We start from the raw sequence: 25,572 nt of genomic DNA on the forward strand, positions 1-25,572 counted from the left end.
GCGGGTATCCGGGAACGCCCTGGACCGACCCTGATCGACCCCCGAGGGGCCCCCTCCTGGGCGTCCCCGAGCGTGCGAGGGGACCCAGGAGGGGGCCTTGATCAGGCGGCCGAGCGGGGGAGCGCCGCCTCCGGGTGCAGCAGCCGGCGCAGCGCCACCGCGGCCTCGCGGCCGGCCCGGTTGGCGCCGACCGTGCTCGCCGAGGGGCCGTAGCCGACCAGGTGCACCCGCGGCTCGCCGGCCACGTGCGTGCCCTCCATCCGGATGCCGCCACCCGGCCCGCGCAGGCCCAGCGGCGCCAGGTGGCCCAGCGCCGCCCGGAAGCCGGTGGCCCACAGGACGGCGTCGGCGCGGACGGACCGGCCGTCGTCCCACGCGACACCGTCGGGGGTGAGGCGGTCGAACACCGGCAGCCGGTCGAGGACCCCGCGCTCGCGGGCCGCCCGCACCCACGGGGTGACGACCAGCCCGGTGACCCCGACGACGCTGCCCGGGGACCGGCCCTCGCGGACGGCGTCCTCCACCAGCGCGACCGCCGCCCGGCCCTCGTCCGGCCCGAACGGCTCCTCGCGCCAGACCGGCGGGCGCCGGGTCACCCAGGTCGTGTCGGCGACCTCGGCGATCTCCCCGAGCAGCTGCACCGCCGAGGCCCCGCCGCCCACCACGACCACCGACTGCCCGGCGAACTCCGCGGCACCCCGGTAGTCGACCGGGGTCAGCTGGCGGCCCCGGAAGAGCTCCTGCCCGGGGTAGCGGGGCACGAACGGCCGGGTCCAGGTGCCGGTGGCGTTGACGACGGCAGCGGCGGTCCAGTCGCCGTCCGAGGTCTCGACGCGGAACCGGCCGTCGCGGGTCCGCCGGACCGCACGCACCCGGACCGGCCGGTGCACGGGCAGCCCGAAGTGCCGCTCGTAGTCGGCGAAGTAGGCGGGGACCGCCGCTGCCGCGGGGACGTCGTCCTCCGCCGGCGGGAACGGCAGGCCGGGCAGGTCGTGCACGTGGTGGGTGCGGGCCAGCGTCAGCGACGACCAGCGGTGCTGCCACGCGCCGCCGGCACGGGTCTCGCCGTCGAGGACGACGAAGCCCGTGCCGGGTGCGAACCCCTGCCGCGCCAGGTGGTGCGCGGCGCTCAGCCCGGCCTGCCCGGCGCCGATGACGACGACCTCGACGTCCCTGCTCACGTCCGGACAACCGCGGCGCGGCGTCCGGCCTTCCGCGGGTCACCCGGTGGGGGTGAGGACCAGCCGGCCGAGCGCCTCCCCGGTGCGCGTGACGGTGTCGTACGGGTCGGCGCCGAACCGGACGGTGACCGCGCCGGGGCGTGCCTCCACGAGGACGGTGGGCCGCCACTCCGCGTCGTCCGACGGCCGGTACCACCAGCGCTCGGCCAGCAGCGGCAGGCCGGACCGGCGCAGGAACGCCACCGCCTCCGCCCGGTCCGGGAAGGCGCGCAGGACGGAGCCGAAGACGGCGTGCGCCACCCACACGTCGGCGCCGCCGCGCCGCTCGGCGCCGACGTGCCCGACGAGTTCGCCGTCCTCCTCGCGGAGGACCCGCTCCAGCTCCACGACCCGACGGTAGGGACGGCGGCAAGCGGGTTCTGCGCATCTTGCGGCTCCCTTGCGGTTCCCCGGCGGGTGCGCTGCGGATGGGCCAGCAGAGTCCTCCCTGTTCCCGAGACACCCGGCACCGGGGAGGGACCGGAACCGCTCGGGACACCCAGCGCGACGGCGTCGCGCGATGAGCCGGCCCTGCGGGGCCTGAACGACAGCCGGCGTCTCCATCGCACGGGGGGATGGAGCCGCCGGCGGTTCGACCGGCGGCCTCGGAGGGGACGACGCCGCCGGGCACGACGACCGGCACCGCCGTGGGGGACGGCGGCGCCGGCCGGACGGGGACGACCGGGGCGCCGAGGGGAACGGTGCACCGGTCGGGCCGGAGGACGCCGGGGGGGATCGGCGGCACCGGCTGCCCGAGGACCGTCGCGACCGTGGGGGACGGGAGTGCCGGTCGAGGGGACGACGGGGCCGGCCGCGGGGGACCGCGGCCGGCCCCGTCGCGTCGTCCGGGCGTGCAGCGCTCCGCCCCGGCTCGGCGGGTCCTCCGTCCTGCACCGTTCGGGAACACGCGTTACGTTCGTTCGGTGACGTAGTGTGACGAGTTAGTCCCGACGGTCCACCCGACCCGCACCCGGGCGGGCGGACGCCGGTTGGACGCGTCCCGCGACGCGGCGATCGCGTCGGCGGTGCTGGAGGTGCTGGGCCGGACCGGTTACGCCGGCCTGACGATGGACGCCGTCGCCCTGGCGGCCGGGGTCGGCAAGGCGACGATCTACCGGCGCTGGTCGAGCAAGGCCGAGCTGCTGCTCAGCGTGATGGACGTCGTGGGCGCCCCGGTGCTGGAGGTCCCGGACACCGGCGGCCTGCGCGGTGACCTGGTCGCCCTCCTGAGCGAGGTCGTGGAGCTCTTCGGCGGCCCCTCCGGACGGGCGCTGCGCAGCCTGCTCGGCGCCGTCATCGACGACCCGGTGCTGCAGGAGGGTTGCCGCCGCCCGCCGCTGGCCCGCTGGGACGCGGCCTGGGCGGCCGTGCTGGCCCGGGCGGTCGAGCGCGGCGAGGTCCCCGCCGGCGTCGGCCGGTCGATCGCGGCGGAGGTCGGCCCGGCGGTGCTCGCGCTGCGCTGGCTGGTCACCGGGCGGCCGATGGACGGCACCGTCGTGCTCGACCTGATCGACCGAGTGCTACTGCCGCTGTTGCAGCGTCCGTAGCGCAGTCGGACCGCAGCAGCGATGCTGTGGTCCGATCCCCGGGCTGCCGGGGCGGCGGGCGGAGGACTGCGTGAACCTGGAGAAGGTCGTCTTCGGGTTCTTCGTCCTGCTCGCCGCCACGCTGAACTTCGGCTTCTTCCTCGGCGACATGCGCGACCCCGACGTGCACAACCCGTTCGAGCTCTTCGCCGCGGTGGTGGTGAACCTCATCGCCCTCGTGCTGAAGTTCGGCGACCGCACGCAGATCGGTGCCGTGCACCTCGCGACCAGCCTGGTGGCCAGCCTCCAGCTGGTCGGGGCCGCCCTGATGTACGGCTACGCCATCTACGTCTCGTCGGCCGGCATGACCGAGACATGGACGTCGAGCGTGGTCTCCCTGTCCGGGGGCGCGCTACTGGCCAACATCGTCTCCGTGGTGCTCCTGGTCGTGGAGACGGTGTCGTTCCACCGCGGGTGACCGGGAGGCCGCCATGGGCAACCCCCTGCTGACATTCTGGGCGCGCCGGAGCAAGCGCGAGGAGGAGGAGCGGCGGGCCCGTCGCGCTCGGCTGCTGGCGGCCGCCGCGTCGGCGAACCGGGCGTCCGAGACGATCTTCCTGATCCTACGGCGCATGCGGGCGCCCCTGATCGTGCTGATCGCCATCTTCTCGGTCAGCGTCCTCGGCCTGACCCTGATCCCCGGGCAGGACGACCAGGGCCGGCCCTGGGACATGGGCTTCTTCGACGCCATCTACGTCATGAGCTACACCGCGACGACGATCGGGTTCGGGGAGATCCCGTACCCGTTCACCTACAACCAGCGGATGTGGCTGACCATCTCGATCTACCTCACGGTGGTCGGCTGGGCCTACGCCATCGGCTCGCTGCTCGGCCTGCTGCAGGACCGCGCGTTCCGCTCGGCGCTGGCGCTGCAGCGCTTCACCCGCAGGGTGGCCCGGCTGTCCGAGCCGTTCGTCCTGATCGCAGGCTACGGCCGCGCCGGCGAGCTGCTCGGGCACTCGATGGACGCGCTGGGCCGCCGGGTCGTCGTCCTCGACCGGAACGACGAGCGGATCGACGGTCTGGAGCTCGAGTCGTACCACGGCGACGTCCCCGGGCTCGCCGCCGACGCCCGGGACCCCGGGCACCTCGGGGTCGCGGGGCTGGACCACCCCTGCTGCGAGGCGGTCGTGGCGCTCACCGACGACGACGAGGCCAACCTCGCCGTCGTCATGACGACCGCACTGCTGCGTCCCGACATCCCGGTGATCGCGCGGGCGACGACCAGCGTCATGGCCGACCGCATGCGGGTGTTCGGCTCGCCCAGCGTGGTCAACCCCTTCGACCTGTTCGGCGACCACGTGCAGCTGGCGCTGCGGGCACCGGCGTCCTTCCAGCTGCTGACCTGGCTGGAGAGCGGGCCCGGAGCCCCCTTGCCCCCGCGGGGCGCACCACCGCGCGACGGCCGCTGGGTGGTGTGCGGGTACGGCCGGCTCGGCCGGGAGCTGACCGAGGACCTGCGTGCCGAGGGCATCGACGTGACCGTCATCGACCCCAGCCCGCACGACGACGTGGACGACGTCGTCGTCGCAGGGGGCTTCGAAGCCGATGTGCTGGCGGCGGTGGGGCTCGAGAAAGCCGTGGGTTTCGTCGCGGGGACCGACAACGACATCACCAACCTCTCGCTGGTGGAGACCGCCCGCCGGGTCAATCCCGATCTGTTCCTCGCCGCTCGCCAGAACCGGCCGTCCAGCGCTCCGCTGTTCGCCGCGATGGAGCTCGACGCGCTCCTCGTCCCGACCGAGGAGATCGCGCACGAGGTGTACGCGCAGCTCTCGACGCCGCTGCTCTGGCGCTTCCTCCGCGTGATGCCGGCGCTCGGGGACGCCTGGGCCGAGGCCCTGGTCGACCGGCTCACCGCGCTCTGCGGGCAGCACCTGCAGGCGCTGTGGAAGGTGCGGCTCACCGAGCGGGAGGCCCCGGCCCTGACGCCCTGGCTGGCCTCGGGGGAGGCGCGGCTCGGCGACCTGCTGCGGAACCCGGAGGACCGTGACGAGCCCCTCCACGCAGTGCCGCTGCTCCTGCTGCGTGGCGACGACGCCACGCTGGCGCCGGACTCCGATCACGTCCTGGCGGCCGGGGACGAGCTCCTGCTCGCTGGCTGGCCGGCCGCCCGGCGGGCGCTGGGGGTCACCCTGCTGGTGGACGCCGTCCGCGAGTACGTGGTGACCGGCCGCCGGGTCCCGTCGAGCTGGCTCTGGCGCAGGGTCAGCCGCACCCCCGCGGCGGCGAGCGAGGACACCGGGCCCCGGCCCACCACGCCCACGGCGGTCTGAGGGGAGGTCGACGTCCCTCCGCCGAGGGGCGTCGGGGCACCGCGTCCGCGGGGTGGCACGCCCGGCAGGTGGCCGGCCACCCGTCGACGGAGAGCGACAGGTGCGTTCTCTCGAGGCCCGGGCGCCGTCCACGCACCCCACGTGCAGGACCCGGTCGGCAGCCGTGCCGGGAACGACTCCCCGGCGGCGCGGCCGGTGCTTCACTGGAGCCCCTGAGGGGCCGACCCGCACGGGCGAGGAGCCGTCGATGGACACGCCGACCGCACCGCTGACACCCCGGACCGTCCCGGCAGCCGAGCCCTGCGTGGCCGGCGACATCGGCCCCGAGCGCCGGGAGATCGAGTTCGAGCCGGTCGCCGACCCGGCCCCGGCCGCGCCGAGCCCGGTGCCCGCACCGGCACCGACCGCACCGGCACCGCCTGCGCCGGTGCCCGCACCGGCGTGACCCTCCCGGTCGACCCCGCCGCGGACCCGCCCGCCCTGGTCACCGGGGAGCTGCGGGGCTACCGCCGCTTCCGCCTGGCCGAGGACGGCCTGCGCCCACCGGTGCACGTCGCCGCAGGCCCCTGGAGCTGGCCGGTCGAGCAGGCCCGCTGCGCGGTCGACGACGGGCACGCGCCGCCCGCGCGCGGGTGCGGCTGCGGCCTCTACGGCTGGTACCACCCCAGCTGCACCGGCCTGGGGACCGGCTGGGGGGACGTGACGGCGGTGGTCGCCGCCCGCGGCCGGATCGTCCTCGGCGACACCGGCTTCCGCGCCGCTGCGGCGCGCGTCCAGGCCGTCACCCTGCCCCGCCGGGCCCGCCTCTCCCCGCGCCGGCGTCGCCGGTGCGAGCGGGTGCTGGCCGAGCGGTACCCCGGGGTGCTGGTCTACCGGTCGCGGCGGCGGATGCTGCGCCGGCACCCGCCCGAGGACCTGTCGTCCCTGGGCATCACCGTCCGCCCCAGCACGGCACCGCGGTACCGCTGGACGGCGCTGGCCGTGTGGCTGGCCGGCGTCCTGACGCTGTGCTCGGTGGCGGTCGTCCCGCGCCCGGTCCTCGTCGGCATCACCCCGGCGGGCTGGCTCGTCGCGCTCGCCGGCTTCGTCCTGTGGCAGGCCGCTCTGGTCTGGCTGGTGGTCCGGGCCTCGCCGCTACCAGGTCAGGCGCCGCGGTAGGTGCCCATCGTCCAGAGGTTGCCGTCGGGGTCGCGGACGCCGAACTCGTGGGAGCCGTAGTCGGTGTCGTGCAGCTCCTGCAGCACCTCGACCCCGGCCGTGCCGCGGACGCGCTCCCAGGCGGCGTCGACGGTGGCCGGCTCGGCCGCGACGACGTAGACGCCCTGCGGCCCGAGGGTGCCCCAGTCGCCGGGCTTGCCGCGGCTGCCGAACATGACGCCGCCGCCGTCCGGCCAGCGGGCCTCGGCGTGCACGACGGTGCCGTCCTCGTCGCGGTAGCAGGCGGTGACGGTGAAGCCGAGCCCCTCGGTGAGGAAGCGGATCCCGGCGTCGACGTCGGTGAAGCCGACGCTCGGCCAGACGGTGGGTGCGGGTGCGGTGGTGGTCGGAGGAGTCATGCCGGGGAGGGTGCCGCCTCGGCCGGGGCGCTGTCTTGGACGAACGGGAGCTCCTCGCGCAGCCAGGTCCCCACGCTGCACCCGGCGAGGGCCCGCCACTCCCGGGCCAGGTGCGGCTGGTCGGCGTAGCCGCACCGGACGGCGACCTCGGCCAGCGGCGGACGCCGCGGGTCCAGCAGCAGCCGGCGGGTGGCCTCGAACCGGGCGATCCGCGCCGCCTGCTTGGGCGTCAGCCCGGTGGCCAGCCGGAACCGCTCGCTCAGGTGCCGGCGGCTCCACCCGACGTGCGCGGCCAGGTCCTCGACCCGGCAGCGGCCGGCGCTGCCGTGCACCAGCCGCCAGGCCTCGCGGACCTCGGGCGGTACGGGTGCGACGTCGCCGCAGAGTCGGTCGAGCAGTGCGGCGTCGAGCTGGGCGAACCGCTCCGCCCAGCCGTCGGCGGCCGCCAGGTCGCCGACGAGCCGGTCCGCCGCCCGGCCGAGGACGTCGGCCAGGTCGACGGTGCGCTCGGCGAGCTCGGCGGCGGGCAGCCCGAGGAGGGCGCTCGCGGCCAGTGGGGTGAGGGCGTACTGGAGGCCCTCCTGGGGACGGGTGGCGTCGATCAGCGCCGCCCGCGTGTGCAGGCCGCCGACCACGGCGTGCGCGGCCACGGCGAGGCCGGTGCCACTGACCCGCAGCGGTGCGGCCAGCTCGACGACCAGCGTGAGGTGGCGGGAGGGCAGCCCCCGGTGCAGCCCCGTCGGGAGGGCGGGGGAGCGGTAGCCGTGCGCCGCCGCGACGAACGGGCGCAGCGGTGCGGGGACGGCGTGGCGCACGAGGGACACGGGCCGGGCCCTCCTCCCGCTCGCCGGCCGGTGGACGGCGCCATCCTGCCGTCCACACGGGCCGGCCGGGAGTCGCTCGGGCGGTGCGGGGCGGCCGCGGCGCTCACGGAGCCGGGGGAGTCGGGGAGCCGATCCGGTTGCGGAGCGCCATGAGCAGGGCCGGCCACCCCAGTGCCAGGCCCGCGCCGAGCAGGGCCCCGGTGACGGTGTCGCTGAGCCAGTGCGCCCGCAGGTAGACCCGCGAGAGCGCCATGAGGCCGGCGAACACCACCGCCCGCACCTCCCAGCGCCACCGGCTCGGCCCCGGCCGGGCGAGGACCAGGACGAGACCGACCGCGGTCACGGCACCGGCGACGGCGTGTCCCGACGGGAACGCCGCGGCCGAGGTCTCGATCAGGCTGCCGGGTGGGCGGTCCCGGTCGTAGGCCGCCTTGACCGGCCCGATCAGCAGCTCGCTGCTGAGCACGGCCAGCGCGAAGGCGGCCAGCCGCAGCCAGTGCCGCCGCCAGGCCAGCAGGGCGATCGCGGGCACGCGCAGCGGCCAGTTCACGGCGCCGCTGCCCAGCCAGGACAGCGCGACGGCGACCGCCGTCGCCGGGTCGTTGCGGACGTCGCCGGCGACGTCCCACACCGCGTCGTCCCCCGCCTGCACGGCCGGTCGCGTCACCGGCAGGGCCACCAGCAGGCCGAGGACCACCGCACCGGCGAGCAGGGTGCCGCTGACCAGCAGGGCGCGCCGCGAGTCCACCAGCATCAGGCGGGCCGCCCCACGTCACACCGTCTCCGGGACCAGATCCGTGCGCGGCGCGGAGTTGAGTGCGCGTCGCCACGACCGGTTCCGCCGCGGCGACCGAGGCCCGGGCGCCGCCGGCCGCGGACAGCCCGGTGATCAGCGCCAGCTCGACCACGCCGAGCCCGCCGGGGGTGAACGGGACGGCGGTCAGCAGCCGGGCGAAGGCGAACACAGCCAGCGCCTCGGCCCAGCCGACCTGGCTCCCGCTCACCCCGAGGAACCGCAGCGCGAGCAGGAGGACGAGGAACAGCGAGAGGTGGCTGACGACGGTGGCCAGCGTGATGCCGGGCCAGCGGGCGTGCAGCAGCAGCGCCGTCCGGTCGCGGAACCTGCTCGTGGCCCGCTCCCAGCCGTGCACCGGCGGACGGTGCAGCAGCCGCAGCACCGCCGAGGCGGCCCGGCCGGCGACCGTTCCGATCCGGGCGGCGGTGTCCCGGCTGTGCAGCAGCAGGCCGAGGACTCCGACGGCGCCGGCCAGCCCCGCCACGCCGGCCAGGCCGGCGGTCGGCGGTCGGCGGGGCGGAGAAGGCCAGCAGGGTCAGCGCGAGCACCGGCGTCCCGAGCTTGACGACGTTGTTCCACAGCCCCGAGACGAGCAGGGACACCGACGTGCGGGACCGGGAGAAGCCCCACGAGGAGTTCATCGCGTAGGTCAGCCCCAGGGCGAGGGCCGCTCCGCCGACCACCGTGTTGGAGACCGCCGTCGTGGTCAGGCCGGACACCGTCGCCTGCCGCAGGGTCAGCCCCGGCATCGTCGCGACCACCACGAACTGGTAGGTGGCGAGGTTCCAGCCGGCGGCCAGCAGGAGGACGACGACCTCCACGGCCGTCATGCCCCGGACCGAGGCCCAGACGTCGGACAGGCTGGTGAACTGCGGCAGGAACCAGGCGAGGACGGCGACGACGAGAGCCACCGAGAGCAGCGACCCCAGCGACCGGCGCCACCGGAGCCCGCGGTGCCCGGTGACCGGTTCGACGGCGGTCACGGCTCCACCGCCGGGGCGTCGAGGTGCAGGCGGCCGCCGCTGTCCTCGTGCACGTGCGCCGCCACGTCCGCGCGGCGCACCACGTCGATGCTCTCGGTGGCCACCGCCAGCGGCTCGGCGCGGTAGTCGCCGGAGAGCCGGAAGGACATCGCGAGGCACCCGCCGTCGAACACGTGGAACCTGGTGCGCACCGACGTCCTGGAGCGCTGGGAGGGTCTCGAGCCGGCGTTCGACGCGGTCAGCGCCCGGCTGACCACCGAGGCGCTCGTCGAGCTCAACCGCGCCGTGGAGCTCGACGGCCTGACGCCCGCGGAGGCCGCCGCACGGTGGTGGGACGGCGGTTGACAGCCCTGTGTGAACCCGCGGCGGTCACCCCGAGCACGTTGCCGACCACCGCGAACGGGAGCAGCCACAGGCCCTCAGGTGGTACACGGACGAGCCCAGACGTGCTTGCGGTCGCCGGCGACGAGCCAGCCGCGGTCGATCGTGGGGTGAGCCACGATGTGCAGCCCCGTGCCACCGAGTGCCGGGTCGCGGCCGTCCGCAGGATCGGGCCGTGGTCGCAGCACTCGACGTCCGCGACCAGCTGATGGGGTGCTGACCCGCTGCCTCAGTTCCGCCGGAGCGCCGTGACCTGCTCGGGCGTCAGCGGCCGCGTCCGCCGTCCGTACAGGAGCAGGTGGATGCGGGCGGTCTCCTCGAGTTCCTCGACGGCATCGGCGGCCGACGCGAGGTCGGCGGCAGAGACGACCGGCCCGTGGTTGGCCAGCAGCATGGCGTGCGACGTGCGGGCCGTCCGTTCCGCCAGCTCCTCGAGCGAGCGGTCGCCCGGAGCGTGGTACGGCAACAGCGGCAGCCGGCCCACTCGCATGACGTAGTAGGCCGTCAGGGCCGGCAGCACGTCGTGCGGGTCCACGTCGGCCAGGCAGGACACGGCGGCCGCGTGGGTGCTGTGGGTGTGCACCACCGCGGAGTCCTGCGGCCGGGCCCGGTAGACGGCTGCGTGCAGGAACGCCTCCTTGGAGGGCCGTGGCCCGTCGAGGTGGTCCCCCTGCAGGTCGACGAGGCTGAGCTGGTCGGTCGACAGCTGCCCGAGACTCGCCCCGGTCGGGGTCACCAGGAACCCGCCGGGTACGCGGACGCTCAGGTTGCCCGTGCGCCCGGCCGTGAGTCCGCGGGCGAACAGCGACGCGCCCAGCGCGACCACCTGCCCGCGCAGCTCCGGATGGTCCGCCACGTGCTCGCCCCTCGTCTCCTCAGGCCTGCGGGGACTGCGTACCGAGCAGCAGGGCCAGCTCCTGCACCAGTTCGCGCACCCGTCCGAGCTCCTCGCCGCCGCCCGCCCCGGGCGAACGGGGCCGGACGTGGGCGTCCACGTCGAACACGGTGTCCGGCCGGTGCCAGGCGGTGAACCACTCGAGCCCGCGCCCGTACTCGTCCCGGGTCACCCCCTGCAGCAGCAGGACCGGCACACCGACGCCCAGGTCCAGGTGGGCAGCCACGGCCTCGTCCGCGGGCACCGCCTGCAACTGGCGCGGGCCGCCCTGCGGCTCGACGCCGCGCGCCCGCATCCAGTCGTGCAGGGAGCCGCCGTCGAGGTCCTCGGCCGACAGGTGCGGGAAGAGTTCCCTCGGCAACCACGTGCGCATGAACACCAGCGGCTCGTCCTCGACCCGCCGGATCCGCTCGAGGCGCCAGGTGTCGGTCACCCCGAGCGCGGCGGCGGCAGCGGACGGCGCCTCGTCGACCGCCAGCTCGACGATCTCGGTGCGGAGGTGGTGGCCACTGGCCTCGACCTGCTGGCGGAGGCCGCCGGCTCGGTCCGCGCGCCGCCGGTGCTCGGGGCGTGGTGCCACGACGCTGCCGCGGCCGCGTTGACGGACGATCAGTCCGAGGTCGGCGAGGTCGCCCAGCGCCTGCCGGACCACGCTCCGCGAGACGCCGTAGCGCGCCTGCAGGGCCTCCTCGGTCGGCAGCGGTGCTCCGGGCGGCAGCGAGTGGCTGTCGATCTGGTGCCGGAGCGCATCGCGGATCTGCGCGTACAGGGGCGCACCGGCGGCGCGGCCGAGCTCCAGCGGCGGCGGGACGTCGTCTGTGACCTCGGACGCCATGGACCCCTCGACGGACATCCCGCCCTCCTCCCGTTGAGCGCCGCGGCGACGCACCGGCCGCCGTCCCTCCCAGCATCGTGCCCTGTCCGACACAGGGGGTTGACGACGTGGCGCGCATCACCTTACCTTCGTACGGACAAATTGTACGGACAGATTGTCCGGTCGATGGAGGTCACCGTGAGCGATGTCCTGAGGACGAGCCCGTCCAAGTTCCCCATGTTCGAGGCGATGCGCCGGGTCCCGGGCGGCCTGATGCTCATCCCGCTGACGCTCGGCGTTCTCATGAACACCTTCGCGCCGGACGCACTCGGGATCGGGGGCTTCACCACCGCCCTGTTCAAGGAGGGCGCCCTCGCCCTCATCGCCTTGCTGGTCCTGGCCACCGGGGCGTCCATCACCGGCACGCACAACGGCAAGGGCGCCGCCGGGACGACGCTGGTCGTCCTCCTCGCCAAGACCCTCATCCCCATCACGCTGTGCGTGGTCCTCGGACTCACGGTCGGTGTCGACGGGATCCTCGGCGTCTCGATCCTCGGGCTGATCGCCATCTTCGGGAACAGCAACGGCGCCATGTGGCTCGCCTTCGCCGGCGAGTACGGGGACGAACGGGACCGCGGCGCCTACGTCGCCAGCGCCTTCGACGACGGCCCCTTCCTCGCCCTCGTGTTCCTGGGCGCCTCGGGCCTGGCCGACATCCCCCTCCTGGCGCTGGTCGCCGCGCTGGTGCCCTTCCTCATCGGCCTGTTCATCGGCGCGGTGGACCGCGAGTGGACCAAGGTCCTGGACGCCGTGCCGAACGTGGTCATCCCGTTCATGTCCTTCGCGGTGGGCACCGGCATCGACCTGCGGACCGTCCTCACCGGGGGTGCCGCCGGTGCCGTCCTGGGTGTCGGCGTCGTCGTCCTCACCGGCGGGCTCACCTACCTCGGCTACCGGTTCCTGCTCCGCCGGGGCCGCGAGAGCGGCATCGGCTTCGCGGCGGGCACCACGGCCGGCAACGCGGTGGCCGTTCCCGCCGCCGTCGCCGCCGCGGACCCCAACTTCGCGCCCTTCGTCGCCTCCGCGTCCGCCCAGGCCGCCACGGCCGTCCTCGTCACGGCCCTGCTGGCTCCCACCGTCGCGGCCTGGATCATGAAGCGGGCGGGGGCACTCGAGCCCGTGCCCCTGCCCGTGGTCCCGCCGAAACCCCACCACGCGTGACCGCGCCATCCCCGCCCGCACCGACCCGAGGACCCCGACATGCGTGACCCCCGCCGTATCCGCTGCACCTACTACATCGAGGCCGTCGACGTCGCACGGGCCGCGGCCGCCCTCGCCGGCGAGCAGTCCAGCGGGACCTTCATCGCCGTCCCCGGAGAGTCCGACCGGATCCGCGAGCGCCATGCGGCCGAGGTCGTGGCGATCCGCGAGCTGGGCGAGTGCGCGCCCTCCCTGCCGTCGAGGCGCCGGCCGGAGCGGGTGACCGCGGCCGAGGTCGTCGTCGAGTTCCCGATGGTGAACATCGGTACCGACATCGCGACCCTGCTCACCGCGGTCGCCGGCAACCTCTTCGAGCTCGTCGAGCTGTACGCCTGCCGGCTGCAGTCGATCGGGCTGCCCGACGAGTTCGTCGCGGCCCACCCAGGCCCCGCCTTCGGCGTGGCGGGCACCCGCAAGCTCATGGGCGTGCCGGACGGCGTGCTGATCGGCACGATCGTCAAGCCGAACGTCGGCCTGGTGGAGGAGGAGTTCCGCGGCGTGGTGCGCGAACTGGCCCGCGCCTCGATCGACCTCATCAAGGACGACGAGCTGATGACCGATCCGGCGTACCTCCCCCTGGAGACCCGCGTCCGTGTCGCGCTGGAGGAGATCGCCGACGCCGAGCAGGTCACCGGGCACCGGACGATGTACGCCTTCAACATCACCGGGGACCTCGCCGGCCTCCAGCGCCGTCATGACCTGGTGGTCGAGGCGGGCGGGAACTGCGTGATGCTCAACGTCCCGGTCATGGGCCTGCCGGCGCTCGCGTGGCTGCGCGGGTTCGCCCAGGTGCCCATCCACGGCCACCGGGCCGGACTGGCCGCCTCGATGCGCTCCCCCGCCTTGGGGGTGGACTTCACGGTCTGGCAGCAGCTGGCCCGCCTGGCCGGCGCCGACCACGTCCACGCCAGCGGGCTGGGCAGCAAGTTCTACGAGCGGGACGAGCAGGTCGCGGCGAACATCCGCAGCCTGCAGGCGCCGCTGGGGACCACGACCGCCCCGCTCCCGACGCTGTCGTCCGGGCAGAACGTGCACACGCCGGGTCCGACGTTCGCGGCGGTGGGGTCGACCGACCTGCTCATGCTGGCCGGCGGTGGGATTGCCGCCCACCCGGACGGGCCGGCCGCCGGTGTCCGCAGCCTGCGCCAGGCGTGGATCGCGGCGGTGAGTGGGAGCCCGTTGGCGGACGCGGCCGCGGAGCACGCGGCTCGTGGCGACTCCGCCCTGGCACACGCGCTGCAGACGTTCCCGGCAGGTGCCTGATGGCCGACATCGGGTTCCTCGCCGACGACCTGACCGGCGCCAGCGACGTCCTCGCGCAGGCGCACGCCCAGGGGCTCGACGCCATGCTGGTCCTCGACCCCGGACGGTCGACGCCGGACGACGCCGACGTCGTGGGCATCGCCGGACCGGCCCGCTCGCTGGCCGGCGACGCACTCGACGAGGCGGTGCGGTCCGGCCTCGCCCCGCTGGCGTCCCTGGACCTGTCCGTGCTGCTCTACAAGGTCTGCTCCACGTTCGACTCCTCGCCCACCGTCGGCAGCATCGGGCGGGGGATCGAGCTCCTGCACGAGCGGTTCCCCGGACACGGACCGGTGCCCGTCGTCCCCGCGCAGCCCGGCTTCGGTCGCTACACCGCCTTCAGCCAGCACTTCGGCGCCTACGCAGGCGAGGTGTACCGGCTGGACCGGCACCCCGTGATGGCCCGCCACCCGTCCACGCCGATGCACGAGGCCGACCTGCGGCTGGTCCTGGCCGAACAGCTCGCGAGCCGGCGCCCCGTCCCGGGCCTGCAGCTGCCGGCCCACGCCGACGGCACCTTCGACGACCGGTGGGCGCAACTGCGCGAGGCGGCCGACACCGAGGCCTTCGTCGTGGACGCCGTGGACGAGGCGCAGATGGACACCGTCGCCAAGGCCCTGCTCCGGGACCCGCGTCCCGCCGGACCGGCGCTCGTCGTCGGTTCCGGAGGCATCATGGCCGCGCTGGCCCGCCTCCGTGGCGGCGCCCCCCGCAGGCCGCCGGCTCCCACCGCCTCCCGTGGCCCGACGCTCGTCGTGTCGGCGTCCGCGTCAACCACGACCGCCGGCCAGATCGCCGACGCGGTCGGGCACGGCTGGGTCGACGTCCCGATCCCGGCCGGGGACTTCGCCGGCGACGTCACTGGGAGGCCGTGGTCGGCCGCCGTCGAGGCGGCACTCCGGGCCGGCCGGAACGTCGTCGCCCACACCACGCGGGGTCCCGACGACCCCCGGCTGAGCGCCGGCTCCCCCACCGCCGCCGCGGTGGGCGGGACCATCGGCCGGCTCGCCGGCGACCTGGCCCGCCGGGGACTGACCCGGGACGTCGTCGTCTGCGGCGGCGACACCTCCAGCCACGCCCTGCTGGCCATGGGGGTCGGCGAGCTACGGGTCAACGAGCAGTTCGTCACCGCCGGACCCATCTGCACCACCGATGACGCGGCGGCCGTCGCCGGCTGCCGCGTGCTGCTCAAGGGCGGTCAGGTCGGCCCCCCCGACCTGTTCCGCCGCTTCGCCGGCCTCGTCTGAGCCGCGCGGGACACCCCACCGATCGATCAGGAGAACACCATGAAGGCCGTCGTCAAGCACGCCGCCGAGCGCGGGATCAAGGTCCGCGAGGACTGGGCCGAGCCCGTCGCCGGCCCGGGGCAGGTGCTGCTCGAGGTCGCCGCCGCCTCGTTGTGCGGCACCGACCGGGAGCTCTACGAGTGGACGCCCTCGGCGCAGGCGTTCAACCTCACCCCGCCGGTGGTCCTCGGCCACGAGGGCTCCGGCACGGTGCTCGCCGTGGGCGCGGGCGTCGAGAACGTGACCCCCGGCGACCGGGTCGCGCTGGAGAGCCACCTCATCTGTGGCCGGTGCTACCCGTGCCGGACCGGCAGCGCGCACACCTGCGAGCGGACCGGCATCCTCGGTATGCACATCGACGGCGTCTTCGCCGAACGCGTCGCCGTCCCCGCGGGCATCTGCGTGCCGCTGCCCGAGTCGGTGTCGCTCGAGACCGGCGCCCTGCTGGAGTCGGCCGGGGTGGCCATGCACGCCGTCCAGCGGTCTGGATACGCCGTGGCCGGGCAGTACGTCCTGGTCAACGGCTGCGGACCCGTGGGTCTGGTCATCGCACAGATCGCCCTCGCCCTGGGAGCCGCGGCCGTCGTCGCCGTGGAACCCAACCAGTTCCGCCGGAAGCAGGCGGAGTCGATCGGCGCCCGGGTGCTCGCCCCGTCGGACGACGTCGTCGGCGTGTGCCGCGACCTGGCCGGCCGGCGCGGCGGCTTCGATGTCGCGTTCGAGGTCTCCGGCGTGCGCGGGGTGCTGCCGCCGCTGCTGGAGGCGCTGCGGCGGGAGGCCACGCTGGTGACGGTCGGACACCCGAGCGAGCCGGCCGCGATCGACATCGCGGCGTTCGTGAACAAGAAGGGCGTCACCCTCCGGGGGATCTTCGGCCGCCGGCTCTGGGACACCTGGGAGCAGTTGCTGCTCCTGCTGCAGTCGGGTCGCATCGACCTCGACTGGCTGATCACCCACCGCCTGTCCCTCGACGAGGCGGAGGTCGCGGTCGAACTGCTCACCGGCGATGCAGGGAAGGTGCTGCTGGTCCCGGGTGTGAACCGACGGTGATCCGCCGGGGTCGGGTCGGCACCCCGCCGGCCCGGCCCCGTTCGCCCCGATCCCGGCCGACCCGCCGGCGCGGGTGGGCGTCACGCCCCGAGGCGTCGAGAACTCGATGGTCCCGTGCTCGCCCCAGACCCCTGGGCTGCTCTCCACATCTCCGGCGACCGCCGCGGCCGGCGCCCCGAGGGGCGGGTGGGGACCGGCAGGGGGCCGCCGTTCCCGAAGCGGTCGCAGGACCGCGGGTCCTCGCGGGTTGCGCGTCCGCAGGGTCCCGGCGGTGCGCTGCCGAGTAGGCGGCGCCTTCCATGGTTTGGCGACGGCCTGGCGCGATGGCCGTCGCCAGAGGCGTGCCCGTCGAGCCGACAACTGCAGGTCGGACGGCGAGGAAGTGGGGGAGGTGCGCCATCAGGGACTCGAACCCCGAACCCGCTGATTAAGGGTCGCACGAGTTGATCACTGCTGGCTATTGTTGGCGGTCACCGGAAACCTGCAGTTCAGATGCGGTATTTGTCGGTTCTCGAGGTTGGGGCTCGTTGATCGAAGCTGGCCGATCCTGGCGAGTAAACGATGAGTAAAGCATGGCCCCGGCGAGTAAAGTGTGGCCTCGCCGGACGGTGCCGCCCCGGCGCGATCACGACTCCGAGCGGGGGCATCGTGGCCAGACCCCATCTGGAGCTCGGCACCCACGGCCGGGTCCGCGTCTACCCGGATCCGGCCGGGTACCGGGCGGTGTGTCTGTACCGGGACTGGGACGGGGCCACCCGGCAGGTGCAACGGCAGGCCAAGACCAAGGGGGCGGCGGAGCGGGCCCTCGCTGTGGCGCTGCGAGATCGGGGACGTCCGGGAACGGGCCACGAGATCACTCCGGACACCAAGGTCGCCGACCTCGCGGCGAAGTGGTTCAGCGAGCTCGAGGGCAAGAGCCCGTCGACGATGCAGGCCTACCGTGACCGGCTCGATCGGCAGGTCCTCCCGGCACTGGGCAGCGTGCGGGTGCGTGAGCTCAGCGTCGGGTTGCTCGATCGTCACCTGGCGGCCGTGCGGGCGTCGCACGGCCCGGCGCTGGCGAAGATGACCAAATCGGTGATCAGCGGCATGTGCGGCCTGGCCTGCCGCCACGACGCCCTGAAGGCCAACCCCTGCCGGGACGTGGCGCGCATCCCCAGCCAGACCCGGCGGGCGCCGCGGGCGCTGACCGCGGACGAGGTCAGGTCGGTGCGGGCATGGCTGAGCGAGGACGCGACGGCTCGCGAGCGGGATATGCCGGACCTCGTGGCGTTCATGGTCGCCACCGGTCTCCGCATCGGCGAGGCCTGTGCAGTCAGCTGGCCGGACGTGGACCTCGATGCCGACACCGTCACGGTCACGGGGACGGTGCTGCGGGTCAAGGGTCAGGGCCTGGTCGTCAGCCAGCCGAAGTCGATGGCGGGGGAGCGGGTGCTGGAGCTGCCGAGCTGGTGTGTCGCGCTCCTGCGGCGGCGCGGGCCGTCGAGCGGACCGGTCTTCCCCGCGCCGCGCAGCCGCAAGCTGCGCGACCCGAACAACACCCGCCGGGCCCTTCGCGAGGCGTTCCATGCAATGGGGATGCCGGGCGTCACCTCCCACGCCTTCCGCAAGACCGTCGCCACGCTCATGGACGAGGCGGGGTTGTCCGCCAGGAGCGCGGCCGACCAGCTGGGGCACGCCAAGCCGTCCGTCACGCAGGACGTCTACTACGGCCGCAGGAGGCGGGCCACCGGAGCGGCTCAGGTCCTCGAGCAACTGGCTTGAGCGCTCACCCGAGCACGGGTGACCGGCGAGGCGTCAGGCCCCGGCGGGTATGCCGCGATCGCGGCGGGCGTCGATCCAGGACTGGAGGTCGTCGCGGCGGTAGACGACCCGGCGGCCGAGCCGGAAGCTGTGCGGGCCGGTGCCCAGGTGCCGCCAGTACCGCAGCGTGGCGACCGGGGCGCGCAGCAGCTCGGCTGCTTCGGCGATGGTGAGCAGCTGTGACGTGGGCTCGGCGGTGTGAGCGGAGCCGGGGGTGTGGTCGGTCATGGCTGTCTCCGAGGCTCGACGGGTCGGGGCGGCTGTCCACCCCAGAAGGCGCCGTTTCGTGGCCGTTGCTGACAGCCCACAACCAACTTCTTCTGTCGACCTCCTGTTCTTCTCCTGTCCCTCTCTCCGCAGCGTCCGGCCCCGGGGGTGGGAGCGCCTGGAGCCTTCGCCCTGCGCCCGGGATGGGCGCCGGATCACGACGTCCGAAAGGCTGGCCGCGGCGGTGACCCGCCGGAGTCGGCGGGTTCTTCAGTTTTCCTGCAATCACGCTCACGTGGTCGACAGCCGCCCCGGTGATGACCCGTCCAGCTCACCGCCCCAGGCTCGGGGTGACATCCCGCGCCGCCCGTGGCCCGTAGCGCTCGGACTCGGGCCGCGGGACACCCGCCGGAAAGGCGGCCGGCCCCCGTGTGGCGACTCGGCGCTGCTGGCGGTCGGCGTCGTAGCGCGCGCGCCAGGCGTCGCGGGCTGCGGTGAGCCGGTCGCGCGGCTGGCCCAGCAGGGCCGGGTCGGCCTGCAGGTCGGCGATGCGGGCCCGGGCGGCGGCCAGTTCATGCCGGGTGGTGGTGACGGATCGCTCGAGGACGGTCAGCCGCCCCGCCGGGTCGGGTGCCCAGGCGGTCGGCCCGAGCGGGTCGAGCCGGTCCGCGCGCCGACGGTGGGCGTCAGTCAGGGCGGCCTGGGCCTGCTCGCCGGCTCGCCGGGCGGCTTCGGCGGCGGCGTGTAGCCCCGCGAGCTCGGGATGCTGCTGTTCGGCCGCCCGGCGGGCGACCGTGTCGAACGACCGCCACAGCGCGGGCCGGTCGTCGCCCCGGTCGGCCTCCCGCGCGAGCTGCTCCGGCTCGGTGGGCAGTCCAGGCAGGTGCGAGCGCCACCGGCCGGCCCACCCGGCCAGTTGCTCACCGGCACGGGTGACCGGTTCGCGCTTGAGTCCCCACCAGCCGGGCCCATCGAGCACCACCCGAGGTGCGGCGCGGGCAGCGCCGCGCTCGGCGTCCCAGGCGGCGAGCAGGCCGCCGCGGATCCGGTCCGCCTCCGCAGCGAGGGCGGCACCGGCGGCCTGCACCCGCTGCGTTGCCTGGTGGGCGGCCAGGCTCGCCTGCCGGTGCTCGGCCTCCAGCCGGGCCAGCTCGCCAACGTGAGGGGCCTCCAGCGCCACGGCCTGGCGCAGCACGTCGCACCAGGGCTGCAGGACGGCCAGCCGCTCGAGGCTGCGCTGCTCGACCGTCCACACCTGCTGCAGGTCGGCCAGCACCTGCTCCACCACGCGCGGAGTGGCGTAGCGGGCCGCCTCGACGGCGGCGAGCTGCGCGGCGTGGCCGGGACCGAGGTCGGCTCGGTCCCGGCCGAAGGCGGCAACCCACTGCTCGCGCGCCTCGGCCAGGTGCTCAGCGACGAGGTGGGCGGTGTTGGCCGTGCGGCCGCGGGTCATCCCGACATAGGCCGCCGCTGCCCCGGTGTGCTCGCCGACCACCAGATGTGCGGCGGGAACGGTGTCACCCTGCACGCCGTGCGCGGTGCTGACGTAGGCCAGCTCCACATGGGCGGTGACGTACTCGGTGGGCAGCACCCGCTGTCCTGCTTGCGCCGGGGTGACACCGTCCACCGTTGACGGGGTGACGTCTGCAGCAGCCCTGTCGGTCGGGACGGGGTCTCCGCAGCGGACGACCAGCTCGTCGTGGGAGCCGATGGCGGTGACGGTCCAAGTGTCGCGGTTGGCCACCCCGAGGTCGCGGTCGTTGCGGCGGGTGGCGATCCGGTCCCCGACGCCGATGCGCTGCCCTGCCCCGCTGATCGCGACCCGGGTGTCGTCGACGCGGCCGTCGGCGACCAGCCGGTCTCGGATGGCGGCGCCCAGCTCGGCGGCCTGCTCGCGGGTGTCGACCACCACGGCCATCGGCTCGCCGTCGCGGTGGTGTGCGGCGACGAGCGTGGCCAGCGTCTCCTGGAGTGCTGCCGGGTCAGGGTGCAGGCGGATCCGGCCGCGGGCGGCGAGGGCGTCGAACACCGCGCCCGGATCGGCGCCGGTGCGCATGGCCAAGGTCAGCTCGGCGTACTCGGTGTCCGGGCTCGTGTGGCGGTCTTGGTCGGTGCAGGTGAAGCGGTGGATCCCGTCGAGCACCAGGTGGGCCATCGGGTCGACCCGCCCGGCGGCCAGGTCCAGCACGCCGCCGCGGCCGACCGCGGCCAGCTGGTGCCGGTCACCCAGCAGCGCCAGCCGAGCTCCGGCCTCGTCGGCGACGGTCAACAGCGCGCGGGCGGTGTCCTGGTCGAGCATCCCGGCCTCATCGACCACCAACAGATCCCCGGAGGTGAGGCCCGCCTCCCGCTCCGGCCCGGTGTAGACGGCACCGGTGCGCGGGTCGGCGTCACCGACGGCCAACCGGGCCCAGACACCGTCGCGGTTCCACCGCCAGCCGTGCTGGAAGGCCAGCCATGCCGCCGACCCGGCGGCGGTGCCGACCTCGGCGGCGGCGACCTTGGCTGCCTTAAGCGTCGGGGTGACGACCAGCAGCCGGCGTCCCCGCGCCTCGAGCAGCTGCCGGGCTGCGGCCAGGGTGGTGGTCTTGCCCGCACCCGCTGCCCCCTCGAGCACTATCAGGGATCGGTCACTGGCCAGCGCGGTGACAGCCGCCGCTTGCCCGGTATCCAGCCGCCCGCGCACTACAGCCAGCAACTCCGGCTCGTGCTCTCGCCGCCGGTCGGCTGGTGCCGGAGTACTGCGGGCGGCGAGCCGGTCGGTCAGATCGGCCTCGACGTCCAGTACCGGCTGGGCGGTCCACGCCCGGATGTGCTCCGGGACGACGGCTCCGTCCCGGTCCAGCAGCAGCACGCACCGGGCCATGGCACGGGCGGTGAGGTCCTCGGCCAACTCGATGCGCACGCCGGCGTCGACGACGACGCCGGACGCGGCGAGCAGCTGCTCGATTTCCCCGCGGACGTCGGCGGCGTTCCACGCCGAGCGGCCGGCCGCCAGCCGGGACAGCACCCGCTCGACCGCACCGTCCCGGTCCACCCCGCCGATCGGCGTGGGGGTCAGGGCGACGGGTCGCTCGGGGTCGCGGTGGCCCAGGGCGGCCAGCTCGGCCACCCACCGGGCGGTGAGGTCGGCACCGGGCTGGGGGGTGACCTTGTCCGGGCGGCCCTCGGCCCACGCCCGCCTGTCCCAGGCCCGCCGCAGGCCCGGTCCTGGTGTCTGGCCGGGGTGCTCGATGGTCCACTGGCGTTCGTAGCGGTCCAGGTTGCGGCCGATCTGGGCCGCCCGGGCGCTGAAGGCCCCCACATAGTCGGCCAGCTCCGGTAGGTCTCCCGTGCCGTCGAGGGTGTAGCCGTGCGCGGCCAGCGCGGCCCGGAACTGCGGGTCGCAGGCCACCGCGGCGTGCCCGATCCCGTTGATCGCGGCGAGGAAGTCGCGCACCCCGACGGTGTGCAGCCCCCGCCAGCGCCCGGCGGCGAGCACTCGGGCGCTCATCTGCAGGTGCAGGTGCCGGTGCGGATCCCCGGCGCGGGAGGTGTAGTGCCGCACCGTCACCGCCTCCAGACGCTCGACCGGTACCTGCACCTGGCCACCACGCGGACCGACGCGGGTGGTTGCGTGCTCGCCGAGCCAGCCGATGATCTGGACCGCGGCGCGGTCCTGCGCGGCGTCGTAGGCGGCGGCGATGTCGGGATGCAGGGCGGCGGCCAGCGACCAGGACTTGGGGCCGTTGATCACCACCTCGACGAACCGCACCGCCCGCTCGTCGGTCCGCAGCCGTCCCCGGGCCGCCCCCGTGTCGGGGTCCAGACCGGCCACCCACGCCTCGTAGCCGTCCCCGGCCAGCACGTCTAGCTCGGTCACCCGGCCGTCGCCGGCGGTGTAGCGGCGCGCAAGGCCGGCCCCTTCGGTCAGGTAGTAGTCATCGGCCCGGCCCCGGCCGGCCTCCACGTAGTGGCGGGCCGCCGCCGGAGCACCGGCGTAGATTTTCATTCCGCCGTGCATTGTCAACGCCACCCAATAATGACCAACAGGTCACCCCTAAAAACGGCAGTGGGCCCCGCACAGCGGGGCCCGGACTACCTCTATTGGTAGCATGCGTGCCGTTCTTCAGTAAAGGCCTGGATGTGAGCGGTAAGAGTTGAGCGCTATGGTAATCAAGTCGTCGTGCGTCTAGCTCGTTGGACGCGTATGGCGATTGTTGATGCATGCGATCGACGACTAGTTGGCTTCTAGTAGTGGCATTTGGCTGCGCGATGGCACCGGTTCGCGGTCACGCAGCGGTCCGCTACGAGACCAATGGCTTAGATGCTGAGCGGCCGGCGGTCGACGCAGATCTCCCGACCACGAGCAGGTCCCGGTTGTCCTCCCCGTGCGGGACGGCTCACCGGGCGGGTCTTGCGAGACGGCAGCCCAGGGGCACGCACGCAGTCCTGCCATGTTGTCGGCTGACGTTCGTCTGGTGGGACGGGTAGACTGTAGTTGGTGCCCCGGGGTCGCCGCTGTCCGCGGATTTTGACGTTGCAGCCCCCCTTAGTATCCGCCCCTGCGGTAAGTCGCGCGCCCTCGATCCGTCGACGAAACACCCCGCACGGCATAGACAGACTCTCTACCTCAGTCCCGCCCAGCCCAATCAACCAGCCCGGCTCGGTGACGTTCTCGTTCTCCACCATAGAGCCTGGTGAGGTTGGCGGCTCGGCCCACGAACTGGCAGCGCGTCGGCCGAGTCAGTAGTGTGCACCCTTGGAGATGCCCTGCCCATTCCGCAGTGCATACGACGGCACTGGCAATTCAGCTTTGGAGAAGATGTGCGCGACGAAAGGGTCCTTGGCTGGTATAACTTGAATGGTACCACCTTCGTGAGTCAATCGGTGGCCGATGATCCGTCAGAACTGGCGCAGCTTATCAATCACGAGGCCACACACCACCTGCTCGCATCGGCTACCCCATTCGGCTACGTGCAACAGATAATCGAGTCGCGATTGGAAGCCCCATGGGACCCACCCAATCCCGATTTATACCGGTGCAGAGAGCTGTTGTTCCGGGCCTCACGGTTCGTTCAAGAGGCAACCGCGACCTATTGCGGCCTTCTCGAACTACCCGAGGACGCGCTCGTCGACGCCCGCCTCAGGTTGCCTGACTTATACCGCCAGGGCTTCGAGCTTTTCGACGGCTTATTTCCGAGATCGCTGCCTCACTTGGTGAGATACCGCGCAGCGCGGGCGATCGCCTGCCGCGCCCTTGAAACCACCGTGTTGCTGGACTGGGTGCCCCAGCATCTTCAGGAGATTGGCAACCTCGAGAAGTACTTGCAGAACCCGCAGCAGTCACCCAACGACAGGCTTCACCTGATAGTGTCAAGACTGAGGGAGAGTCCCGCCGCCTACCGCGTGCAGTGGGCAGGGGCGCACCGCCGTTATCGAGGGAATCTCGAGGAGGGAAGCCCGGGCTCTTTGCGGCTCGTTCCCGAGAAGCCCGAGCCCTTGGTTGAAATCGCGTTTCATCCACTCCCAGAATGGCGAGACCTGCGCGTCAAGGCGTGGGATATTCTCCGCTCCTTCGGCATCCCTGAGGGGCACGACGCGGAGATTGTCGTCGGCATGACCTATGAGAATGCAATCTCGCCCGCTGCGCATGGAGCAAAAACGCTGACGTCGGCGGATCTGGCCGCAGGTCTGCACCGGGGTTGCGACTTTATCCTTGTCGACCGGAATGTTTTCGACTTCGAGCAAGTGCAAGAGAATGCCGATGGGCGGTTCTCCGTTCCGCCGCGGTCAGCTCGCCTGCAGCTCTTCAAGCCTGACTCGAACGTTTCCCTGGAGGCGTTCACGCGGATTGACGACCTGAGCGCAGTTTTGGACCTGGTGGACCCAGGCCGCGGCGCTACCGTCTGCGCGATGGGGCTGGGAATACTCCCCGTACAGAGATACTCCGGTCCCTCCAGCGTCGCTGCGGAATCGGAAGCCATCCTTGAGGACCTAGCGACATGGTCCGGTGGTCGCCCCGTCGTAATTTATACCGCCGGACAGGATTCGGGGTTATCGATGGCAGCCATGATTTTGGAGAGAGCACGCGGTCGACTCCTGAACCATGCGGTCGTTTGGCGCGAGACTTGGGGATTCGTGCTCCTCCGTAGCCAGCAGGTGCCGGGTCCTACGATAGTCCATCCCGTACTGATATCAGAGTGGGAGCGTAAGTTTCCCTCGTTCACTCGCGATTTCGACGTCGACCTCAATTCGAGCGGCGAGCAGTTCTTTTGGGGGGACTATCGCAACGTGCTACCAGTCTTGCGATTTGCTCGGGCCTTCACTGGCGCGGAGTACACCCCCTCGCGATGGCAGAATTTCTGGGAGGAGATAGCTAGAGCTATTGTGGCACCACAGGATCTCGTCGCTTACCCCGATGTGAACGCGAATGCAGTGGAGTTTCCAGATGCCGATCCAGAACATTGACGTCACCAGCCTAACGTCACTGTGGCTTACTCAGAAGCAACAGTATGATCCGCAGGCTTTTGCGGTACTCTTTTGCGGAGCTGCGACGGAACTCGACCAGCAGACATGGCGTTTTGTCACACAGAACGGCATAATGCTCGATCACATGAGCGGGCCATACACGTCTTTCACCATCTTGGGTTGGCATCTCGACAATGCCGTGCGTGCTCCCCTCGAAGGCGGCGACTCACCGCGTGAGCTCCGCTACCTGCACGCCGCGTCGTCTTGGACCCTCGACGCTGATGGCGTCTACGGATTCGCCAACGCACTTGGCCTCCCTTTGGACAGGTTTCCTTTGGTGCTCGTCTCCCTTGACCCATGGAGCCGCCAAGACTCTCTACTAATTTCGCTTCGAGACCTAAATCTTGGCGATAACGCGCATGTCGTCGACGACGACACCTTGGCACGCTTCTTCTCGGCATTACTGAGCGCCTGCCGCATGAACTCGGAAGGCGACTGGAAAAGCCGCCTGAAAGCCATCGATCGCTACCTCGACGAGTACATAGTAGACCGTGGTGAAGGCCGTTTGAAGAGGTTGTCCGAATCAGGAGTACTCGCCCAAGTAATTGAGGGCATTCTCAAGGGTCTCGGCCTGGGTTAATCAAGGTTCGCAGCCCTCACAACGCAACTATGCGAAATCTCCGCACCGACCGGCAAGGCCTCACATCTCAAAGTCCTCGTCACAGGCGACTGCGATGTCAGGTTTCTGCGGTGAGGTGATGTCGTCCCATACGCGCTCGGCTTTGGGCATCGCGACGTCACGGCGCAAGCCCTTGGTCCGGAGGGGCAGCTGACGACCGCAGGCGGGAGGACCGCAGAGGGCTGTCCGGGCTATTTCGCCCTG

General features: G+C 73.0%; 23 protein-coding genes and 1 pseudogene. 13 read left to right on the forward strand and 11 right to left on the reverse strand.

Annotated elements, in window-relative coordinates; all coding sequences use genetic code 11:
• Positions 1-101 precede the first annotated feature (101 nt).
• Both GOBS_RS07055 and GOBS_RS07060 read right to left on the reverse strand, forming a co-directional pair.
• Positions 102-1,181 (reverse strand): NAD(P)-binding domain-containing protein, encoded by a 1,080-nt coding sequence (locus GOBS_RS07055; protein WP_012947604.1) that lies wholly within the window; start codon positions 1,179-1,181, stop codon positions 102-104.
• 39 nt (positions 1,182-1,220) lie between these two features.
• A complete protein-coding gene (locus tag GOBS_RS07060) occupies positions 1,221-1,568 on the reverse strand; it encodes a hypothetical protein (protein ID WP_012947605.1) in 348 nt (115 codons plus the stop codon).
• Between the two features lie 641 nt (positions 1,569-2,209).
• On the opposite strand from GOBS_RS07060, the gene GOBS_RS07065 reads away from it, so the two are divergent.
• From GOBS_RS07065 to GOBS_RS07085, 5 genes are all read left to right on the forward strand, one after another.
• Positions 2,210-2,767 (forward strand): TetR/AcrR family transcriptional regulator, encoded by a 558-nt coding sequence (locus GOBS_RS07065; protein ID WP_012947606.1) that lies wholly within the window; start codon positions 2,210-2,212, stop codon positions 2,765-2,767.
• A gap of 70 nt (positions 2,768-2,837) precedes the next feature.
• The gene (locus tag GOBS_RS07070; protein WP_012947607.1) at positions 2,838-3,224 is read left to right on the forward strand and encodes a DUF6394 family protein; all 387 of its coding nucleotides are present in this window, start codon (positions 2,838-2,840) and stop codon (positions 3,222-3,224) included.
• A gap of 13 nt (positions 3,225-3,237) precedes the next feature.
• Positions 3,238-5,082, forward strand: a complete 1,845-nt coding sequence (locus tag GOBS_RS07075) for a potassium channel family protein (RefSeq protein ID WP_012947608.1) — start codon at positions 3,238-3,240, stop codon at positions 5,080-5,082.
• 247 nt (positions 5,083-5,329) lie between these two features.
• Positions 5,330-5,527 (forward strand): hypothetical protein, encoded by a 198-nt coding sequence (locus GOBS_RS29255; protein ID WP_041241375.1) that lies wholly within the window; start codon positions 5,330-5,332, stop codon positions 5,525-5,527.
• Positions 5,524-6,240, forward strand: coding sequence for a hypothetical protein (locus tag GOBS_RS07085; protein WP_012947609.1), 717 nt, complete (start codon positions 5,524-5,526; stop codon positions 6,238-6,240). The genes GOBS_RS29255 and GOBS_RS07085 overlap by 4 nt, the downstream gene beginning before the upstream one ends.
• On the opposite strand, the gene GOBS_RS07090 is transcribed toward GOBS_RS07085, so the two are convergent.
• From GOBS_RS07090 to GOBS_RS27200, 5 genes and pseudogenes are all read right to left on the reverse strand, one after another.
• On the reverse strand, positions 6,225-6,638 hold the full coding sequence (locus GOBS_RS07090; RefSeq protein WP_012947610.1) for a VOC family protein: 414 nt from the start codon (positions 6,636-6,638) through the stop codon (positions 6,225-6,227). The genes GOBS_RS07085 and GOBS_RS07090 overlap by 16 nt on opposite strands.
• Positions 6,635-7,462, reverse strand: a complete 828-nt coding sequence (locus GOBS_RS07095) for an AraC family transcriptional regulator (RefSeq protein WP_012947611.1) — start codon at positions 7,460-7,462, stop codon at positions 6,635-6,637. The genes GOBS_RS07090 and GOBS_RS07095 overlap by 4 nt, the downstream gene beginning before the upstream one ends.
• A gap of 103 nt (positions 7,463-7,565) precedes the next feature.
• Positions 7,566-8,216 (reverse strand): phosphatase PAP2 family protein, encoded by a 651-nt coding sequence (locus tag GOBS_RS07100; RefSeq protein ID WP_012947612.1) that lies wholly within the window; start codon positions 8,214-8,216, stop codon positions 7,566-7,568.
• A gap of 148 nt (positions 8,217-8,364) precedes the next feature.
• A pseudogene (locus GOBS_RS28630) lies at positions 8,365-8,742 on the reverse strand (lysylphosphatidylglycerol synthase transmembrane domain-containing protein); the annotation flags it as partial.
• A gap of 495 nt (positions 8,743-9,237) precedes the next feature.
• Positions 9,238-9,432: a hypothetical protein gene (locus GOBS_RS27200; RefSeq protein WP_166487319.1), complete on the reverse strand. Its 195-nt coding sequence runs from the start codon at positions 9,430-9,432 to the stop codon at positions 9,238-9,240.
• Between GOBS_RS27200 and GOBS_RS27205 the strand changes: the two genes are divergently transcribed.
• Positions 9,425-9,586: a glycine betaine ABC transporter substrate-binding protein gene (locus GOBS_RS27205; protein WP_243697662.1), complete on the forward strand. Its 162-nt coding sequence runs from the start codon at positions 9,425-9,427 to the stop codon at positions 9,584-9,586. The genes GOBS_RS27200 and GOBS_RS27205 overlap by 8 nt on opposite strands.
• A 265-nt stretch (positions 9,587-9,851) precedes the next feature.
• On the opposite strand, the gene otnC is transcribed toward GOBS_RS27205, so the two are convergent.
• A complete protein-coding gene (otnC, locus tag GOBS_RS07110; protein WP_012947615.1) occupies positions 9,852-10,478 on the reverse strand; it encodes a 3-oxo-tetronate 4-phosphate decarboxylase in 627 nt (208 codons plus the stop codon).
• Between the two features lie 19 nt (positions 10,479-10,497).
• On the reverse strand, positions 10,498-11,370 hold the full coding sequence (locus GOBS_RS07115; RefSeq protein WP_012947616.1) for a GntR family transcriptional regulator: 873 nt from the start codon (positions 11,368-11,370) through the stop codon (positions 10,498-10,500).
• A gap of 159 nt (positions 11,371-11,529) precedes the next feature.
• Here GOBS_RS07115 and GOBS_RS07120 point away from each other — a divergent pair, with 159 nt between their 5' ends.
• The 5 genes from GOBS_RS07120 to GOBS_RS07140 all read left to right on the forward strand — a co-directional run bounded on the left by GOBS_RS07120 (position 11,530) and on the right by GOBS_RS07140 (position 17,993).
• The gene (locus tag GOBS_RS07120; protein ID WP_012947617.1) at positions 11,530-12,552 is read left to right on the forward strand and encodes a 2-keto-3-deoxygluconate permease; all 1,023 of its coding nucleotides are present in this window, start codon (positions 11,530-11,532) and stop codon (positions 12,550-12,552) included.
• Positions 12,553-12,591: 39 nt separating this feature from the next.
• A complete protein-coding gene (locus tag GOBS_RS07125; protein ID WP_012947618.1) occupies positions 12,592-13,854 on the forward strand; it encodes a RuBisCO large subunit C-terminal-like domain-containing protein in 1,263 nt (420 codons plus the stop codon).
• A complete protein-coding gene (locus GOBS_RS07130; RefSeq protein ID WP_012947619.1) occupies positions 13,854-15,140 on the forward strand; it encodes a four-carbon acid sugar kinase family protein in 1,287 nt (428 codons plus the stop codon). The genes GOBS_RS07125 and GOBS_RS07130 overlap by 1 nt, the downstream gene beginning before the upstream one ends.
• Before the next feature lie 39 nt (positions 15,141-15,179).
• Positions 15,180-16,229, forward strand: coding sequence for an alcohol dehydrogenase catalytic domain-containing protein (locus GOBS_RS07135; protein WP_012947620.1), 1,050 nt, complete (start codon positions 15,180-15,182; stop codon positions 16,227-16,229).
• Between the two features lie 648 nt (positions 16,230-16,877).
• Positions 16,878-17,993 carry a site-specific integrase gene (locus tag GOBS_RS07140; protein ID WP_012947621.1) on the forward strand — a complete coding sequence of 372 codons (1,116 nt, stop codon included), beginning with the start codon at positions 16,878-16,880 and terminating at the stop codon, positions 17,991-17,993.
• A gap of 33 nt (positions 17,994-18,026) precedes the next feature.
• Here the strand turns inward: GOBS_RS07140 and GOBS_RS07145 are convergent, their stop codons facing one another.
• Positions 18,027-18,260 (reverse strand): helix-turn-helix transcriptional regulator, encoded by a 234-nt coding sequence (locus GOBS_RS07145; protein ID WP_012947622.1) that lies wholly within the window; start codon positions 18,258-18,260, stop codon positions 18,027-18,029.
• Positions 18,261-18,570: 310 nt separating this feature from the next.
• Positions 18,571-22,230 carry a MobF family relaxase gene (mobF, locus tag GOBS_RS07150; RefSeq protein ID WP_041241377.1) on the reverse strand — a complete coding sequence of 1,220 codons (3,660 nt, stop codon included), beginning with the start codon at positions 22,228-22,230 and terminating at the stop codon, positions 18,571-18,573.
• Positions 22,231-23,045: 815 nt separating this feature from the next.
• On the opposite strand from mobF, the gene GOBS_RS27210 reads away from it, so the two are divergent.
• Positions 23,046-24,689, forward strand: a complete 1,644-nt coding sequence (locus GOBS_RS27210) for a hypothetical protein (RefSeq protein WP_012947624.1) — start codon at positions 23,046-23,048, stop codon at positions 24,687-24,689.
• Positions 24,670-25,329, forward strand: coding sequence for a hypothetical protein (locus GOBS_RS07155; RefSeq protein ID WP_166487320.1), 660 nt, complete (start codon positions 24,670-24,672; stop codon positions 25,327-25,329). The genes GOBS_RS27210 and GOBS_RS07155 overlap by 20 nt, the downstream gene beginning before the upstream one ends.
• Positions 25,330-25,572: the final 243 nt, after the last annotated feature.

The sequence above is a fragment of the Geodermatophilus obscurus DSM 43160 genome, from assembly GCF_000025345.1.
In the GTDB taxonomy this organism is placed as follows: Bacteria; Actinomycetota; Actinomycetes; order Mycobacteriales; family Geodermatophilaceae; genus Geodermatophilus; species Geodermatophilus obscurus.